The following is a 15,164-nucleotide window of genomic DNA, read 5'->3' as shown; positions in this document are numbered from 1 at the left end:
CCTTCACAAATCGGGAGACCGATGAATCCTAATACGTATTCGATTACGAAAGTAGTCTCTTACCATACACAAAGGAGAACTCATTAAAAAATATTGTAGGCTACGGGAAAGTCATTATTTAATAGATACTATGGCCCAGCTAAAAAAGACAGACAACAGGCATGAGATCAAAGAAACTCGTCTTCTGATCGAGTATGGGTTCAAACTTGCGAGAGACCTCGGATTGAAAACTGTCCTCGTAGTCGGAGAGCTGATAACAGACCGGAAAATGGTCGATCAGCATAGGAAGAATGAAACCATTATCTGGGTATCGCGCGGAACCGAAAAAGTGGAGGAAAACATTAAGGAGGGAGATCACCAAGTTGAAATTCCCCACAGTCCGGTTGAGCGCATGGAACAAATTACACTCGCACTTATCCTGTCAGTAATGCATGGATACATGAGAAAAGATGAATCCATTGTCTGCCTGGTCGGCGTCTCCGGATCCAAACGGTTGGACAATTTGCTCATCGCGAATCCAGAACGCGACTTCGATTGGTTTAAAGGAAGGGGCACTGGAAAACAAAGAAAACTTCCCACCTCGCAGGAATTCATTCGGCTGATTGACCTCGCACTTCGCTTCGCTACGGAAGGCCGCGAAGGAAAACCGATCGGCACCATCTTTCTCCTCGGGGATATGGAAGAATTAAATTCCATTGCCCGCCCCCTGATTCTAAATCCTTGCAAAGGACACCCGCGGAAGTCCCGCAGCATTTACGACAGAGAATTCGTTGAAACCATGCGGGAGTATGCGGCGCTGGACGGCGGATTCCTCATAGATCGCAAAGGGGTGGTTGAGGCCGCGGCGGTGTATCTCGACGCACCGGTTACCAAGGCTGTACAGGTGCCAAGCGGGCTCGGCTCGCGCCACGTGGCTGCGGCTGCGGCAACTGCTCAAACCAATTCCATTGCCATTGTCATCTCTGAATCGTCGGGCACCGTAACGGTTTTCTCCAAAGGCGCCAAGGTGTTGTCATTGGGATAGTTCTCCGAATCTAAGATGTTCACTCTGCGCTGCGGGGACCCGTCTTCGCAAGGATTCGCCGTGGCACGCGTAGTTACCCAGCTCAAGTAATCAAATCAGCAGGACTAAAGAAACGCCGCCGAGGATCGGGGAATAAACCTCTCCTAAAGAAGTATCAGAGCCGGCGTTTCCAGGATTTCCTTCAACGCTTTGAGGAACATAGCTCCGACAGCGCCATCCACTACACGATGGTCAAAGCTTCCTCCAATTGTCATGCGATGGCCGACAACGATTTGATCATTGGCATCAACAACCGGCTGTTTAACGGCTGTTCCAACCGAAAGGATACCGGCATTAGGCTGATTGATAATTCCAAAAAATCCGGTGATAGGAAACATCCCCAGAGAAGACACAGTGAACGTGCTACCCGACATTTCGGTCGGCTTCAGCTTTTTGTTCTTAGCTTTGCCTGCCAGTTCCTTGAGCTCGGCGCTGAATTGGCGAACACCCTTTGTATGAGCGTCTTTTATTACGGGCACGACCAATCCATCATCAACGGCAACCGCTACGCCCAAGTGGACAGCGCCATGCTGCAAAATGTGATCTCCACCCCATGAGGAGTTTACTTGGGGAACACGACGCAGTGCTTCAGTGGTCGCTTTTAGAATAAAGTCCGTAACGGTGAGCTTGATACCACCTTGTTCTGCGGGCAATTGGCTGAGGTGTTCATTGAGATCTGAGCGAAGCTTCATCAAAGGAGCAACGTCCACTTCTGTTTCCAGATAAAAATGAGGAACTTGTGATTTCGACTCCATGAGTCGTTGAGCAATCACGGTTCGCATGTTTGACAAGGTCTGTTTGCCCTCTTCTGCAATAGCACTTCCTGAAATTGTCGTCGGGATCGATGCTACTGAACTTGTTGCAGGTGCAGTGGCGACAGCAGCCGGGCTTCCGGTTGCAGCTTCGACGTCGGCCTTAACGACGCGACCGCCTGGACCGGTACCTTTGACAGTCGACAAATCTATACCTTTTGCCTCGGCCAATTTGCGAGCGAGAGGAGACGCTTTTACTCTCCCGTCCGAAGATGGAGCAACCAGAACTTCTGTCGTGTTTTCAATCTTCGCTGCAACCTCGACCTCGACCGGAGCAATTGGCTCCGATTTAGCGGCAGGTGCTTCTTTGGCAGCCGGAGCTACTGCAGGAGCACTTCCGGTTAAGGCTGCCAGGTCAAATTTCTCTCCTTTTTCTCCTATGACAGCGACCGGACCTCCTATAGGAACCTGATCACCAGCACTGGCAACCTGTTTTAAAAGAATGCCTTCGTCAAATGCTTCGAGCTCCATGGTTGCCTTATCGGTTTCCACTTCAGCAATAAGGTCACCGGGCTCGATTGCGTCCCCTTCATTCTTGAGCCAGGCAATAAGCGTTCCCACGCTCATCGTATCACTCAGTTTGGGCATTTCAATTACTGTGGCCATAAGTCGGTTTTCTTAAATCTTGGTCTCTGTTTTTGTAGGAACTATTTGAGTGCTTCGAGAGCCTCTTTGACAACTCTTTCAGGATAAGGAAGCTGAAGTTTCTCCAACGGAGGTGAGTAAATGGCCGGAGCATCCACAGCTGATACCCGTTTGATCGGGCCATCAAGGTAATCGAATGCTTTTTCCTGGATCATGTGCGAGATCTGCGCATCGACTCCACAAAAAGGTTTATTTTCCTCAACCAAAAGAACGCGATTGGTTTTTCTAACTGAAGTTAAAATCGTCTCTTCATCCAAAGGTCGGATCGAGCGAAGGTCTACCACCTCCGCGTCAATGCCGTGCTCGGCCTTCAAAATTTCTGCGGCCTTAAGACTGGTAATGGTGGCTCTGCCGTGAGCAACAATCGTCAAATCCGTGCCTACGCGTTTCACCTCGGCAAGACCAAGAGGGATGAGATACTCCTCTTCAGGAACTTCACCGGTATCATTATAGAGAATGGTATTCTCCATAAAAAACACCGGATCGTTGTCACGGATGGCAGCTTTTAAGAGACCTTTCGCGTCGTAAGCAGTTGCCGGACATACCACTTTAAGCCCCGGCGTGTTTGCTGCAAAATTTTCAAGCGTGTGCGAATGAGTAGCACCAACGCTGGTTCCTCCATTACTGGGTCCGCGAACCACTAATGGCACATTTGCCAAACCACCAGACATGTAACGCACATTGGGTGCATTGTTGAACAACTGGTCAAAAGCAACGTAAGAAAAACTCCAAAACATGAGTTCGCAGATTGGACGCAGACCCATCATTGCGGCACCAATAGCCATTCCAGTAAATCCGGCTTCACTGATCGGTGTATCGATTACGCGTTTGGCACCAAAGCGCTCGAGGAGACCTTCAGTTACCTTGTAGGAACCTTTGAACTGGGCGACTTCCTCCCCCATGATCATGACCTTCTCGTCACGATCCATTTCTTCCGCCATGGCCTGCATGAGGGCTTCTCTATAAGTTATTACGGGCATTTTTATTAAAATTAGAAATTAGCTTCAGCCTTCCGTCGGAGGGTCCTGGAAGAAAATACGACCTTGGGACACTTTGTGTTCCGGATGGTCTTCTTCCCAATAAACGTCACGGGTGATTTCTTCAACGGGCGGAAAGGGACTTTGTTCAGCGAACTTAACTGACTCGTCGGCCTCAGCCCGGGCTGCTTTATCGATCTCCTTCGCTTCCTCTTGAGTCAACACTCCCTGGGAAATCAACTTTTCACGGTAGAGGTTAATGGGGTCTTTGGTCCGCTGATATTCGGCGATCTCATCCTTGGTCCGGTAGGTCTTATCCGGATCAGCCACTGAATGGCCGCGATAGCGGTAGGTATCGATCTCGAGGATGGTAGGCTTGCATTCATTGTGCGCCCGAGCCATCGCTTCGGAAGTTTTTTGACGAACCTCTTCCAGATCGTGTCCGTCGCAGATATCCCATGCGATATTATAGCCTTCGGCCCGTTTTGCCAGGATTTCTCCGGCCGATGAACGTTCCTGGCTGGTCCCCATGGAGTAGCCGTTGTTTTCGATAATATAAATAACCGGGAGATCCCAGAGCCCTGCCAAGTTAAGCGCTTCATGATATGCTCCCTGATTTACGGCGCCGTCTCCCATGAAACACATACAGGAACCTTTCAAGCCTTGGTATTTGAGAGCGAAAGCGATTCCAGCACCCAATGGCGTTTGCCCGGCAACAATTCCATGACCACCCCAATAGTTCTTGTCAGGCGCGAAAAAGTGCATGGATCCACCCTTACCCTTGGAACAGCCTGTGTATTTGCCGTAAAGCTCGGCCATACATTCGTTCATTCCCATACCCACAGCCAATGCATGACCGTGATCGCGGTAGGCAGTGATGACGTGATCATGCTCACCCATCATCGAAACTGTTCCAACAGCAACGGCTTCCTGCCCAATGTAAAGGTGGAGAAATCCGCCAATCTTACCTTGTTGATAGACGCGCAGCGAACGCTCTTCAAAGCGTCGGATGCGAAGCATGGTAGTGAGAAACCCGATTTTCTGCTCGTTGGTTAGCTTCGCATTTACATCTGCGGACTTTCCTTCTGCAGCCTTTTTTCTCGGGCTTTTTTTGGTAGTTTTCTTTTGCGTAGTCACGATGGTCCGTAATTAAAGGAGCCGCACTCTAGGTACTAGTTAGGAAAATTCAACCTTTGTATGCCCATAAATTTTAAGACAAAATTTATGGTTTGTGGAGTTCTCATTCGACTGAACAACCGGACTCTACTCCCGGAATTACCAATGCCTGTGCTGCTTCGTTGCTCCGCTTGACAAGAATTATCAATTGGCGATTCTAGCAAATCCGAATATTACACCTTATGACGATTTCCGAACTCAAAACTGCTCTCGAACCGCATCGCGCCAAACAAATCCTCTTCAAACTGCCGGATGGCGTACTGATGCCGAGCCATTTTCACATCACGGAGATTGGGGTTGTTAAAAAAGAATTCGTCGACTGTGGTGGGACCATCCGGATGGAGGGGAAATGCCTGCTTCAGGCCTGGGTGGCAGATGACACGGATCATCGGATCGATTGCGAGAAGTTCCTCCAAATCTTTGAGCACGGTCGTCCCGTGATCCCAACCGAAGCGCTGCCAATCGAAGTGGAATACGAGCACCCGGTGCTCTCACAATTTCCGTTGGAGCGCATAGAGTTTAAGGACGATACCGTCACTCTCGTCCTGGCAACGAAACACACGGACTGCCTCGCGAAAGACGTCTGCGGGGTTGAAGAATCCGATTGTTGCACGCCGGGTGGCGGCTGTTGCTAGAGTTTTTCCAAGGGCTCGAGGGTCGACTGCAGGCCTACAGCATTTAACCCTTATTCTTTCGCTGAAATGGGTAGGGCGGTAGGCTCAAACCGCCGATTCCACGACGGCTCGCTCGGCGATCGAGCCCTACCTACATCTGAATAGTTGCGACTATTTATAGTTAAACAACCACACTCAAAATTCTTATTTTTGGCATCGATCCAATTCCCCTCCGCTCAGGTGTTGCTCAACCACAACATCTTCGGGCATGCCTCCTATGCAATTGGCCCGCAACGCGGTAAACCCCGCCCGATCTTGGCGATAAATATCCCACAATAGGTTACGATCGGTTTCTGGAACAGGAATGTGGTCAATATCGGACTCTTTAAAGAAGGAAAACTGCCCTTCGTCGAAATCGACCGGCAGTCCGGCAATCGGCTTTAGGCAATCAAAGAGAAACATCAGCCAGTGAGTTTTTCCTTCGTAGCCCTTTTCTGAGATCATGCAAAACAGGTGTAGGTCATCTTCCGTCAATTCCATGCGGGTTTCCTCCCTGGCCTCGCGAATCGCGCATTCGTAAGGCGACTCTCCATTGGGCATTTCCAGTTTCCCGCCAATCGGGCTCCAACAACCCCGGTTTGGCTCTTTGTTGCGCTTTAACAACAGCAACTCACCGGCCTCATTACGCACAAAGATCAATACACTGATTTTAAAAGGAAGCATGTTTGCCAGTATGAGGTATCAGTTATTGGTTTGGGGGCAAAACAAAGTTAGGCGAAATAAGTCTATTCTCTTCAAGCGGTTCGTGCCCTACAAATCCTCAGGATTGCATACCTGGCAAATGATTAATACTGTGAAACCAATAATTAAAAACGTCTTATGAGAAAACTAACCATACTTATCACAGCCTATGGGCTTTCAGCATTTCTTTTTTCCGCTTGCGGAGGAGATAAAACATCCGAGCAAAGTGCCGTCAGCGAAGCACCAGAAGTCCAGGAAGCTGCCGAAAATACCGTGGTCGACGACGCAAAAGCAAAAGCGGCAGAGATAGCAGAAAAAGCCAAGGTAGAAAGCGCGGCCGCCATGGAGAAAGCGAAGGCAGAAGCCGCAGCAATGACCATAAAAGCAAAAGAGGAATCTGCCAGAATAGCAGAAAAAGTAAAAGCGGAGGCCGCCGAAATGAAAGAAAAGGTAGAGGAGGAAGCCAAGAAACAACTTAAGAAGTTTGGGCAATAAGAACCATCAAGCATCTACGCTGGTCTTGGCTTGTCGCACATCTCGGGAATAACCTATCATTCCAACAAAATAATTATTGAGAACGCATGTCCACCCCGCATCACTTTCTAAATTCTGTCTTAAAAAGTTTTCTAACATTCGTCCTTCTACCTTCAACTTTCATCCTCTCAGCCGGAGCGCAGCCATCAGCTGACCTTCGGATCACCGACGTACGTTTCTCCAAAGAAAGACCACCCACTGGCGGGGATAGCTGGTTGGCGATGGAAGTTCGGGTAGAGATTACAAACAACTCCGACCGCACCGCTGCCAACCGGGAATTTCTGGACGATGTCACGCTCAGTGTCGGTATAGCCCATAACCTTGGTACTTCAACCAACCCGAGGCTCGACTACTATTGGACCCACATAGAAGCTGCCACCTTGAAGCGCGGCGAACATAGATTCCGTTTCTATCTTTCTCCTGAACAAATAGAACGCGGACGAATCAGTACTGGCGAACCCTATGCTTGGTACATCCAAGCCACCTACGGTTCAGCTCCCTCCGAAACCATGCCAAGTTCACCGGCCGTCATCGCAGTGTCAGACCGTCTTCGCGATCCAGGTCACCTCGAACGGTTTCAACAACTCCTGGATGAACAAAAAGAATTTCGTGCAGGCATCTTGCTTCCTCAAATCGAAACACCTTTTCGAGACATGTATGCTTCGGAGACTCCGGTGCTTAAAGGTTTTAAGAGAGAAAAGTAAATTCTCCTTATTACCCACATTCCGTATAAAAAAATGAAGCATGTCTAAAACGATTCTCGGGATCTCGGCCTTTTACCATGATAGCGCGGCAGCTCTAATAGAGAATGGCGAGATAACAGCAGCGGCTCAGGAAGAACGTTTCACCCGGAAAAAACATGACGAAGGCTTTCCTGCACAAGCGGTGGCCTATTGCCTGGAAGAAGCAGGGTTGAAAGCCGAGTCGCTCGACTACGTCGCCTTTTATGAGAAACCCTTGTTGAAGTTCGACCGCTTAATCGAAACATACCTGGCCTACGCACCTCGCGGATTCAGATCCTTTTCAAAGGCAATTCCACAATGGCTGAAAACCAAACTCCATCATCCAAGGGAAATTCGGAAAGCACTGAAAAAAGAATACAAGGGTCCGATTCTTTTTATTGAGCATCACATGTCCCACGCCGCCAGCGCGTTCTTTCCCAGCCCATTCGAGGAGGCTGCAATCCTCACCCTGGACGGTGTCGGCGAATGGGACACCACCAGTATCGCAGTGGGAGAAGGCAATTCCATAAAGATGCTGAAGACCATCAGCTTCCCTCACTCGGTAGGTTTATTGTACAGCGCTTTCACTTATTTTACTGGATTCCGGGTAAACAGCGGCGAATACAAACTCATGGGCCTGGCACCCTATGGAAAGCCGCGTTTTGTTGATCTGATTCTCGAGAAGCTGGTGGACCTGAAGGCGGATGGTTCTTTTGCGCTCAACATGGATTTTTTTACCTACCCCTATGCCCTCACCATGACCGGCACTGCTTTCGAACAACTGTTCGGTATTAAGCGCCGCCAACCAGAGGAGCAGCTCGAGCAAGTCCACATGGACCTCGCCGCAAGCGTTCAAATTGTAACCGAAAAACTGGTACGCGGGCTCGCTCTCCACGCCCTAGAAATTACCGGAAAGAAGAAATTATGCCTGGCTGGTGGCGTTGCGCTCAATTGCGTAGCCAACGGCAAAATCTTCCGGGAAAAGATTTTTGATGACGTTTGGATACAGCCAGCAGCCGGCGATGCAGGCGGAGCTTTGGGAGCCGCTTTGTTCACTCATTATCAATTGCTGAGGAAGGAGAGAAAGGTGCAGCCCGAGGATGCCATGCAAGGGAGTCTGCTAGGACCCCGTTGGACAAACGAGGTGATCGAAGACGCAATCATCGCGGAAGGAGCCGTCCACAAACACCTGGATATTGAATCATCGCTACTCGAGAAAATAGTAGACCACCTTTCCGAGGGAAAGGTCGTTGGCTGGTTTTTAGGTCGAATGGAATTTGGACCCCGTGCACTGGGAAGCCGAAGTATACTGGGCGACCCCCGGTCGAGCAATATGCAGAGCCGAATGAATCTGAAAATAAAATTCCGCGAATCCTTTCGTCCCTTTGCACCATCTGTTCTTGAAGAAGACACGTCCGACTATTTTGAAGCGATGGATTCGTCACCTTATATGCTCCTCGTAGCTCCCGTCGAAACCTCTATAAGAAACGATCTTTCCGAAGAAGAGCAGACCCTGATGGCAGATCCGGATTTGAGGAAGCGGGTGAACGTGAAACGCTCGACCATCCCAGCCATCACCCATGTGGATTACTCCGCCCGGGTGCAAACCGTTAACGAAGAGCGCCACGGAAGATACTATCGCCTGATCAAAGCGTTTAAAGAAAGGACGGGTTGCAGCGTGCTGGTGAATACGAGCTTCAACGTGCGCGGCGAACCCATCGTAAATTCACCCAAGGACGCCTTACGCTGTTTTCTGTCAACCGGCATGGATGTGCTTGTAATGGAGAATTGTATATTGCTGAAAACGGATCAACCACCCGAGCTGATAGCCCGGTATAAAGGACACGAACAATCTTTCGATCTGGATTAGATCGGAGTATCATCAGATGAACACAGTAAACAAAAACCCCGATAAGAAAGAGCTCCGAAAGTTCGCTCTAACGATGCTCCTTGGCATGCCGGTTGTTGGTGCAATTTGGACGGGAATCATCCGGTGGAACCAGGAAGTCATGAATCCCTGGATTATTGCCGGTTTTTCCGCTTTCGGCGTTTCCATATACACCCTCACCTTGCTTTCCAAACGAGCTGGCCGCATGGCCTATATCGTTTGGCGCACTCTGGCGGCAGTTATCGAAGCAATCATCAGCTTACTCTCCACCTTCATCATGTACTGGCTAACTATCGTTCCAATCGGCCTCCTCATGCGGCTCTTTGGTCGCAAGCCCCTCCCCCTCATATTCGACCGGTCCAGCAAAAGTTATTGGAAAAAATACCAGGAACCGGAGGATATGAAACGTTACTTCCGCCAATACTAGAAATAGAAGCTTCCGATTGATTTGAAGAAGGTGCCTTGATTCCCCGCAATCATTGTTTTATGCTCGCTCCTCGCTCCACTTTTCACACTACTATCCGGAGCATGGAAGACAACAAACCAACGACCATTGATGACATTTCCGAAAATCAATCCCAAGGGTTGGTTAAAGAATTTTGGAGCTTTCTGATGCACAACAAGAAGTTCTGGCTGATACCGATCATTGTCGTTTTCGTCCTCTTCGGACTACTCATAATATTTGGCGGAAGCTCAATAGCGCCCTTTATTTATCCACTGTTTTAGGCATCCATCATTTTAATTGCCAAGGCGAACAATTCGGAATCGGATTTTAGCTCTCTCGCTATCCAATCCGAACATAGATGACCCAAGCTCATCCGCGTAAATCAAACCAAAGCACGGTAGCAGCCATCTCCCTGGCAGGGGATACCGTATTTACGTTCCTGGCATTATCATTTGCTTACTGGTTGAGATTTGAAACCGCTTTAAAGCATGTGGGCGTTCCTCCCGAAGGTGCGCACTACCAACTCTATATCCCTCTACTGGTACTGGGAACGCTTTCCCTAATAGCCACTTTTAGTTATCTGGGGCTTTACAACGACAAACAGATTCTTCACCTACACCGGACATTCTTAGTCATTGTTAAAGGATCTGTCTTTTGGTTTTTTGCCTACTTGGGGACCTCCCTTGCGCTTAAGTTTGAACCTCAGATATCGAGAATGTTCGTAACCCTTGCCCTCTTTACATCAGGCGGATTACTCACCCTCTGGCGAATCGCGTTACACAAGCTATTACTTCGTAAAGAACTGCTCCCTTCTCTCCAGAAGAACGTGGCAATTCTTGGCATAAATAAAGATGCCTCCAAGCTGTATCAAGCTATGTCAAAGGATAAGAATCACCCCTACAATCCGGTAGGCATAATCTTTAGATCAGACTCTGAAGACCAAATTACCAAGTTGGATGTAGACATACCAGGCCTTGGGTCCGACGTGGATTTAGAAACTCATATTAAGAATCACGAAATTGAAATTCTAATCATAGCGACTTCCAATTTAAAAAAAGAAAAGACCCTTGAGATCGCCACCATCTGCGAGCGCAATTACGTTGCTTTCAAAATCGTCCCGAGCTCATTCCAGGTTTTTCTTTCGGGCCTCAATCTACAAAACATTTCAGGGATTCCGATTCTGGGCATTGAGACTCTTCCCCTGGATCGTATGGGCAACCGGGTAATAAAAAGAATAATAGATATTTTAGGAGGACTGGTCGGACTACTGATATCCATTCCCTTAATGGCAATTCTTGCGATTTTCATAAAAAGGGAAAGTAAAGGCTCAGTACTGTATAAACAAATACGCACTGGAAAGAACGGTGAACCCTTTAAAATATATAAATTACGTTCCATGCGCACCGACGCCGAAAAAGAAAACAGAGCTCAATGGGCAATCGAAAACGACCCTCGACGAACCAAAATCGGACAATTAATGCGCCAAACTAATCTCGATGAAATACCTCAATTCTGGAATGTCCTGAAAGGAGAAATGAGCCTCGTTGGACCGCGCCCCGAACGACCGGAACTTATAGAAGGTTTCCTTTACGAGGTTCAACACTACCAGACCCGTCATTCAGTCAAACCAGGGCTTACCGGCTGGGCACAAATTAACGGGCTTCGGGGAAATACGAGTCTTGAGAGCCGCATCCAATACGACCTCTTCTACATTGAAAACTGGTCGGTATGGATGGATGTGTATATTATGGTGATGACGCTGGTGAGGAGGAAGAATGCGTATTAGAGAAAGACCAAAAAACCTATACCGATCCAGGGTCGAAGGAGTGGATACATAAATTGCTCAAACTGATTAAAAATGAAGCGATTGCTTAAAAAAACACTTAGAAGATTTCTGGGAAAACCTCCAGTTTCTTCTATGACTGTAGAGAATCTCTACGGATACTTGGATGCCATTTACCACAAAAAAATGGTGGATGGACCCATCGTAGAGATAGGCGTAGCTTATGGAGGAACCACAGCATTAGCGTGTCAGTTTCTGTCAAAAATTGGGTGCCACAAAAAATATTACTGCGTGGATACGTTTTCCGGGTTTGTCGAATCACAACTAGATAAAGATCATAAACTGGGTTTAAGCAAAATTCACGATAACTTTTTCAGTGATAGTTCTCTTAAACATGTGAAGGAAAATCTGAATAGGTGGGGAATCACTAGGAATATAGATTTCATACAACATGACATTTGTAAGGCTAATCCATCAGATCTTCCCGATAATATTTCTATTTGCCTTCTTGATGTGGATTTAAGGGATCCGATTTACGACGCACTCCACCTATTAAAAAACAAAATGGCAGAAGGAGGAATTATTCTTGTTGATGATTGTAAAGATGGAACATCCTGGGTTGGCGCCGACATCGGATACCGGGAATTTGTGCAAGAGGAACAGCTAGAACCAAAGTACTATATGGGATTCGGCGTTGTAGAGTTTGCTAAAGATTCCGACCAAAACATTCCTTGGGTCTTCTCATTAAGGCCAAATAAAATCCCCAAGAATTATTACACTGATTGATTCTAACAGCTAGCTGAATCAGTAGCTCTTTTTTGAGAGGCTGTTAGTAAGAACTCATAAAGTAGGGCTATTTTTCCTAGAGCTGCACCACTGCTAAAGTTATTTTCGATCAATCTTCTATCATGAGGATCATCACAGCAATCTTCAAGAAACCACTTGGTCATTGCTTCGCTGAAAGCTTGAGGATTCTTCGTTTGGGCAATTCTCACATTTCGGAATCTACAGCTACTTAGTTCGCGTATTCCAATCCCATCCGAGGCAATTAAAGGCAATCCACAGCTAATTGCTTCTAACGCAACATAGGGGATTCCTGCTTCATATTTGGAAGTCATGATTACTCCATCAACAATACCATAAAATTCACGAACGTCATCCAGGTAGGAAGAAAATGTAATTCTCTTTGAGATTTTTAATTCATCAGCAAGCATCTTGATACTTCCCAATCCCCTCCCCCAGCTTACCTGGAAAAAACTCATCTCCGGATTCTTATTTAGCGCGAATCTGATCGCATTATAGAGAGTAGGATAATCCTTCTGCGGCGAAGCTCGTCCAATAATTCCCATGATTTTGGCTCTTTGATCTATCCCGTATTTCTCTCGGAGTTTCATTCGATTGTCCTTCGAAACTGGTTTGAATCTTTCGGTGTCAACACCATGAGGTAACACTGTAGATTGAGACGGTGAAACCCCCAGCTTTCGGTTTCCATAGTTTCTCTCATCATCAGATATATTTAGAGTGAATGCTCTCCCTGATAAAAAAAGTTCTATGGAATCAAAAATCAAAGTTTTGATAGTACTCCGACCTAATAACCCATAATAGGCATGTGGGGAATAAACGATTGGAGTAACTGGAAAAAATATTGACCCCACAATTCGACCAAGAGCGCCTGCTTTTGAACTGTGGCAATGAACCAAGTCTGGCTTTTTACTCACGATTGATTTCAGAATCTTCAAAGACGCAGAAATATCTCCTATGCTCGGGGAATTTCCAACGTTCATGTCACAAACGTTCCCACCATTTGCCAATATTCTTTCCTTTAATATAAACAAATCTGGACAGCTTCTTTTGGAAGAGTAAACGAGATCACAGTCGATCCCTTTGGACATTAGGAAATTGCAAAGCGCTTCAACATGGCGAAACACTCCATCGGTCCCTGGCTCGACAATTGTTAAGATACGCATTGTTTGTACAATTCGATATATTGCTCAGCTACCAAAGACCAATTAAACTTTTTGGCATGAACCAATCCTTTTTCTATTCTCGAATTCCTGCTTACTGAATCCTCATTCAATAAAACCTGGATTCCTTCTGCGATTGAAATCGCGGAAAACGGATCAACATATTGGCAAGAACTTCCGCCTATTTCTGGAAGACAACTCAAATTCGAAGTAACCACAGGAGCTCCTGAAATAAGCGATTCCAATATTGGGAGGCCGAATCCCTCTTCTAAGGATGGATAGCAGAGCAATGCCGCTTCGGAATATAAGATTTTCAACTCCTCTTCCGAAACGTAATCAAGGACTCTGATTCTAGGATCATCTAGATGTTCTCTGAGATTTTCGCCTTTCCCAAAATTTTCCTGTGCCCTTCCTACGATTACCAAATCCAATTCGGGACGTTTTCCCCAAATTAGCTTCATTGCTTCAATAACTCTTCGCAGATTTTTATGTGGTTGCCATGGATTGACTGTGAGTACGTAACTTCCATGAGTCGCCGTAACTTCCTCCGAAACTATGGAGGATTTTACACCATTATAAATGCGATGAACATTTCTACTATTTAACTTCAGAGTTTTTGTAACGTCTTTTTGCACGTAGTCAGACACGCAAACAACACTTTCAGCCTTTTTAATAGCTGGAAGAATCCAGTGAACTAACCACCTCCGAAATGTAAACCCATACCACTCAGGATGGTGCAAAAAATTTAGGTCGTGCACAGTAACAATGTTCGATATTCCTCTACAATATCTCGGACAGGTATTAATCGGATTATGGATTAGGTCGCAGTTTAAATTACGAGCAAGTGTCGGAAAAACAATTTGCTCCCAAGCATTACAACGAATTTTTCCCCAACTTCGAAATGGGACATGGATTATTCTAACCCCTGGGTAGTTATTCCAGTTTTGTATTCTTTTATCGGTAGAGGTATCTACAAAGACAAAGACCTCGAAATCTCGTTTTTTTCTCAAGACGGATTCGAAGATCCAGAACGCTACAGTTTGAGTACCCGTAGGACGATTGGTCCCGGAAAATCTCCCGTTAAATGCAACTCTCATAACCTCAAAAACCAACTTCGGTATGGAGAAAGCGGTAGAAGATCTTCTCCATATCGGGGTTAAGAAATTCACTATTTATACTTAGAATTTCCCGGTTACTTAACAGCCGAAGGTAATACTGTTCCTGATTCCCTTCAAAATATGTCCCAACATTATCTAGAAGAAACTTAAGGGTCTTACCTTCCCCATAATTCTGGTAATTGATGGTGGTTGCACCTGAAAAATGAATATACAAACACCACAATCTTTCTGTCCCACTTTGAAAGAGTCTTTGTGAGACGTTATTCAACTCGAGGTTATCTCCATTCTTTAGATTAACCTGTCTTTTTTCCAAGATTTGCATTCCCAGCGCTGTGAAACAGTTATCTGGAACGTGTGTAGAAACCTCCAGCCAATGAGTTGAGTCTTTTTTCCAATGCACGGCAAAAACCGAAAACTCATAACTTTGCTGTTTGTATTGTGAAAAAATGAAATCATCAAATCCCAAAACCTCAGCAGTTTTCTCCGTCAATTGTTCTGTCGGCGATAATGGAAGACTCTCATATTCCCATCCATCAATTCTTTGATGATCTTCAGTTGGAAGTATGTAGGAAACACTATCGTGTCCAATGCGACAAAACCTTAGCCCAACAGTAACCGCAATGCACGATACAAAAACCAAACATGATGAAACTGTTACCAATTTACTCATAAAATGCCAATA

Annotated in this window: 16 protein-coding genes; 9 read left to right on the top strand and 7 right to left on the bottom strand. The window is 46.5% G+C overall.

All coding sequences use genetic code 11. The annotated features are described in order from the left end of the window. Nucleotides 1-130 precede the first annotated feature (130 nt). Nucleotides 131-1,024: a diadenylate cyclase gene (locus O3C43_01475; protein MDA1065151.1), complete on the top strand. Its 894-nt coding sequence runs from the start codon at nt 131-133 to the stop codon at nt 1,022-1,024. A 143-nt stretch (nt 1,025-1,167) separates the two neighbouring features. Here the strand turns inward: O3C43_01475 and O3C43_01470 are convergent, their stop codons facing one another. Genes O3C43_01470 through pdhA form a run of 3 tightly spaced genes read right to left on the bottom strand, consistent with a single transcriptional unit; the run spans nt 1,168 to nt 4,637 of the window. Further along, complete coding sequence (locus O3C43_01470) at nt 1,168-2,481, bottom strand: dihydrolipoamide acetyltransferase family protein (protein MDA1065150.1); 1,314 nt, start codon at nt 2,479-2,481, stop codon at nt 1,168-1,170. Between the two features lie 41 nt (nt 2,482-2,522). Continuing rightward, nucleotides 2,523-3,500: an alpha-ketoacid dehydrogenase subunit beta gene (locus tag O3C43_01465; GenBank protein MDA1065149.1), complete on the bottom strand. Its 978-nt coding sequence runs from the start codon at nt 3,498-3,500 to the stop codon at nt 2,523-2,525. A 24-nt stretch (nt 3,501-3,524) separates the two neighbouring features. Then, entirely contained in the window at nt 3,525-4,637 is a 1,113-nt protein-coding gene (gene pdhA / locus O3C43_01460) for a pyruvate dehydrogenase (acetyl-transferring) E1 component subunit alpha (protein MDA1065148.1), read from the bottom strand. A gap of 218 nt (nt 4,638-4,855) precedes the next feature. Here pdhA and O3C43_01455 point away from each other — a divergent pair, with 218 nt between their 5' ends. Beyond that, a complete protein-coding gene (locus O3C43_01455) occupies nt 4,856-5,308 on the top strand; it encodes a DUF6428 family protein (GenBank protein MDA1065147.1) in 453 nt (150 codons plus the stop codon). Nucleotides 5,309-5,491: 183 nt separating this feature from the next. Here the strand turns inward: O3C43_01455 and O3C43_01450 are convergent, their stop codons facing one another. Then, nucleotides 5,492-6,010: an NUDIX hydrolase gene (locus tag O3C43_01450; protein MDA1065146.1), complete on the bottom strand. Its 519-nt coding sequence runs from the start codon at nt 6,008-6,010 to the stop codon at nt 5,492-5,494. A gap of 156 nt (nt 6,011-6,166) precedes the next feature. Between O3C43_01450 and O3C43_01445 the strand changes: the two genes are divergently transcribed. The 7 genes from O3C43_01445 (at nt 6,167) to O3C43_01415 (ending at nt 12,186) form a co-directional block, all read left to right on the top strand. Further along, nucleotides 6,167-6,523: a hypothetical protein gene (locus tag O3C43_01445; protein MDA1065145.1), complete on the top strand. Its 357-nt coding sequence runs from the start codon at nt 6,167-6,169 to the stop codon at nt 6,521-6,523. An 86-nt stretch (nt 6,524-6,609) separates the two neighbouring features. After that, entirely contained in the window at nt 6,610-7,266 is a 657-nt protein-coding gene (locus O3C43_01440) for a hypothetical protein (protein MDA1065144.1), read from the top strand. A 40-nt stretch (nt 7,267-7,306) separates the two neighbouring features. Continuing rightward, on the top strand, nt 7,307-9,154 hold the full coding sequence (locus O3C43_01435) for a carbamoyltransferase (protein MDA1065143.1): 1,848 nt from the start codon (nt 7,307-7,309) through the stop codon (nt 9,152-9,154). Between the two features lie 16 nt (nt 9,155-9,170). Beyond that, on the top strand, nt 9,171-9,599 hold the full coding sequence (locus O3C43_01430) for a hypothetical protein (GenBank protein ID MDA1065142.1): 429 nt from the start codon (nt 9,171-9,173) through the stop codon (nt 9,597-9,599). Nucleotides 9,600-9,757: 158 nt separating this feature from the next. Further along, entirely contained in the window at nt 9,758-9,898 is a 141-nt protein-coding gene (locus O3C43_01425; GenBank protein MDA1065141.1) for a DUF5989 family protein, read from the top strand. Nucleotides 9,899-9,975: 77 nt separating this feature from the next. Next, nucleotides 9,976-11,403, top strand: coding sequence for a sugar transferase (locus tag O3C43_01420; GenBank protein ID MDA1065140.1), 1,428 nt, complete (start codon nt 9,976-9,978; stop codon nt 11,401-11,403). Between the two features lie 72 nt (nt 11,404-11,475). Next, nucleotides 11,476-12,186: a class I SAM-dependent methyltransferase gene (locus O3C43_01415; protein MDA1065139.1), complete on the top strand. Its 711-nt coding sequence runs from the start codon at nt 11,476-11,478 to the stop codon at nt 12,184-12,186. Nucleotides 12,187-12,188: 2 nt separating this feature from the next. On the opposite strand, the gene O3C43_01410 is transcribed toward O3C43_01415, so the two are convergent. From O3C43_01410 to O3C43_01400, 3 genes are read right to left on the bottom strand one after another with little or no spacing between them, the layout of a single operon-like run. Then, a complete protein-coding gene (locus O3C43_01410; protein MDA1065138.1) occupies nt 12,189-13,367 on the bottom strand; it encodes a glycosyltransferase in 1,179 nt (392 codons plus the stop codon). Beyond that, nucleotides 13,355-14,533: a glycosyltransferase family 1 protein gene (locus O3C43_01405; protein ID MDA1065137.1), complete on the bottom strand. Its 1,179-nt coding sequence runs from the start codon at nt 14,531-14,533 to the stop codon at nt 13,355-13,357. The genes O3C43_01410 and O3C43_01405 overlap by 13 nt, the downstream gene beginning before the upstream one ends. Then, nucleotides 14,466-15,152 (bottom strand): hypothetical protein, encoded by a 687-nt coding sequence (locus O3C43_01400; protein MDA1065136.1) that lies wholly within the window; start codon nt 15,150-15,152, stop codon nt 14,466-14,468. Before O3C43_01400 ends, O3C43_01405 begins: the two co-directional genes overlap by 68 nt. Nucleotides 15,153-15,164: the final 12 nt, after the last annotated feature.

Source organism: Verrucomicrobiota bacterium (assembly GCA_027622555.1).
Lineage (GTDB): Bacteria > Verrucomicrobiota > Verrucomicrobiia > Opitutales > UBA2995 > UBA2995.
The sequence above is the reverse complement of the archived record's forward strand: the minus strand, read 5'-3'. Positions and strand labels throughout refer to the sequence as shown.

What these genes read in the sequence shown, in the direction of transcription:
- O3C43_01475 (MDA1065151.1), top strand. Translation starts at nt 131, where the DNA reads ATGGCCCAGCTAAAAAAGACAGACAACAGGCATGAGATCAAAGAAACT.
- O3C43_01470 (MDA1065150.1), bottom strand. Translation starts at nt 2,481, where the DNA reads ATGGCCACAGTAATTGAAATGCCCAAACTGAGTGATACGATGAGCGTG.
- O3C43_01465 (MDA1065149.1), bottom strand. Translation starts at nt 3,500, where the DNA reads ATGCCCGTAATAACTTATAGAGAAGCCCTCATGCAGGCCATGGCGGAA.
- O3C43_01455 (MDA1065147.1), top strand. Translation starts at nt 4,856, where the DNA reads ATGACGATTTCCGAACTCAAAACTGCTCTCGAACCGCATCGCGCCAAA.
- O3C43_01450 (MDA1065146.1), bottom strand. Translation starts at nt 6,010, where the DNA reads ATGCTTCCTTTTAAAATCAGTGTATTGATCTTTGTGCGTAATGAGGCC.
- O3C43_01445 (MDA1065145.1), top strand. Translation starts at nt 6,167, where the DNA reads ATGAGAAAACTAACCATACTTATCACAGCCTATGGGCTTTCAGCATTT.
- O3C43_01440 (MDA1065144.1), top strand. Translation starts at nt 6,610, where the DNA reads ATGTCCACCCCGCATCACTTTCTAAATTCTGTCTTAAAAAGTTTTCTA.
- O3C43_01435 (MDA1065143.1), top strand. Translation starts at nt 7,307, where the DNA reads ATGTCTAAAACGATTCTCGGGATCTCGGCCTTTTACCATGATAGCGCG.
- O3C43_01430 (MDA1065142.1), top strand. Translation starts at nt 9,171, where the DNA reads ATGAACACAGTAAACAAAAACCCCGATAAGAAAGAGCTCCGAAAGTTC.
- O3C43_01420 (MDA1065140.1), top strand. Translation starts at nt 9,976, where the DNA reads ATGACCCAAGCTCATCCGCGTAAATCAAACCAAAGCACGGTAGCAGCC.
- O3C43_01415 (MDA1065139.1), top strand. Translation starts at nt 11,476, where the DNA reads ATGAAGCGATTGCTTAAAAAAACACTTAGAAGATTTCTGGGAAAACCT.
- O3C43_01410 (MDA1065138.1), bottom strand. Translation starts at nt 13,367, where the DNA reads ATGCGTATCTTAACAATTGTCGAGCCAGGGACCGATGGAGTGTTTCGC.
- O3C43_01400 (MDA1065136.1), bottom strand. Translation starts at nt 15,152, where the DNA reads ATGAGTAAATTGGTAACAGTTTCATCATGTTTGGTTTTTGTATCGTGC.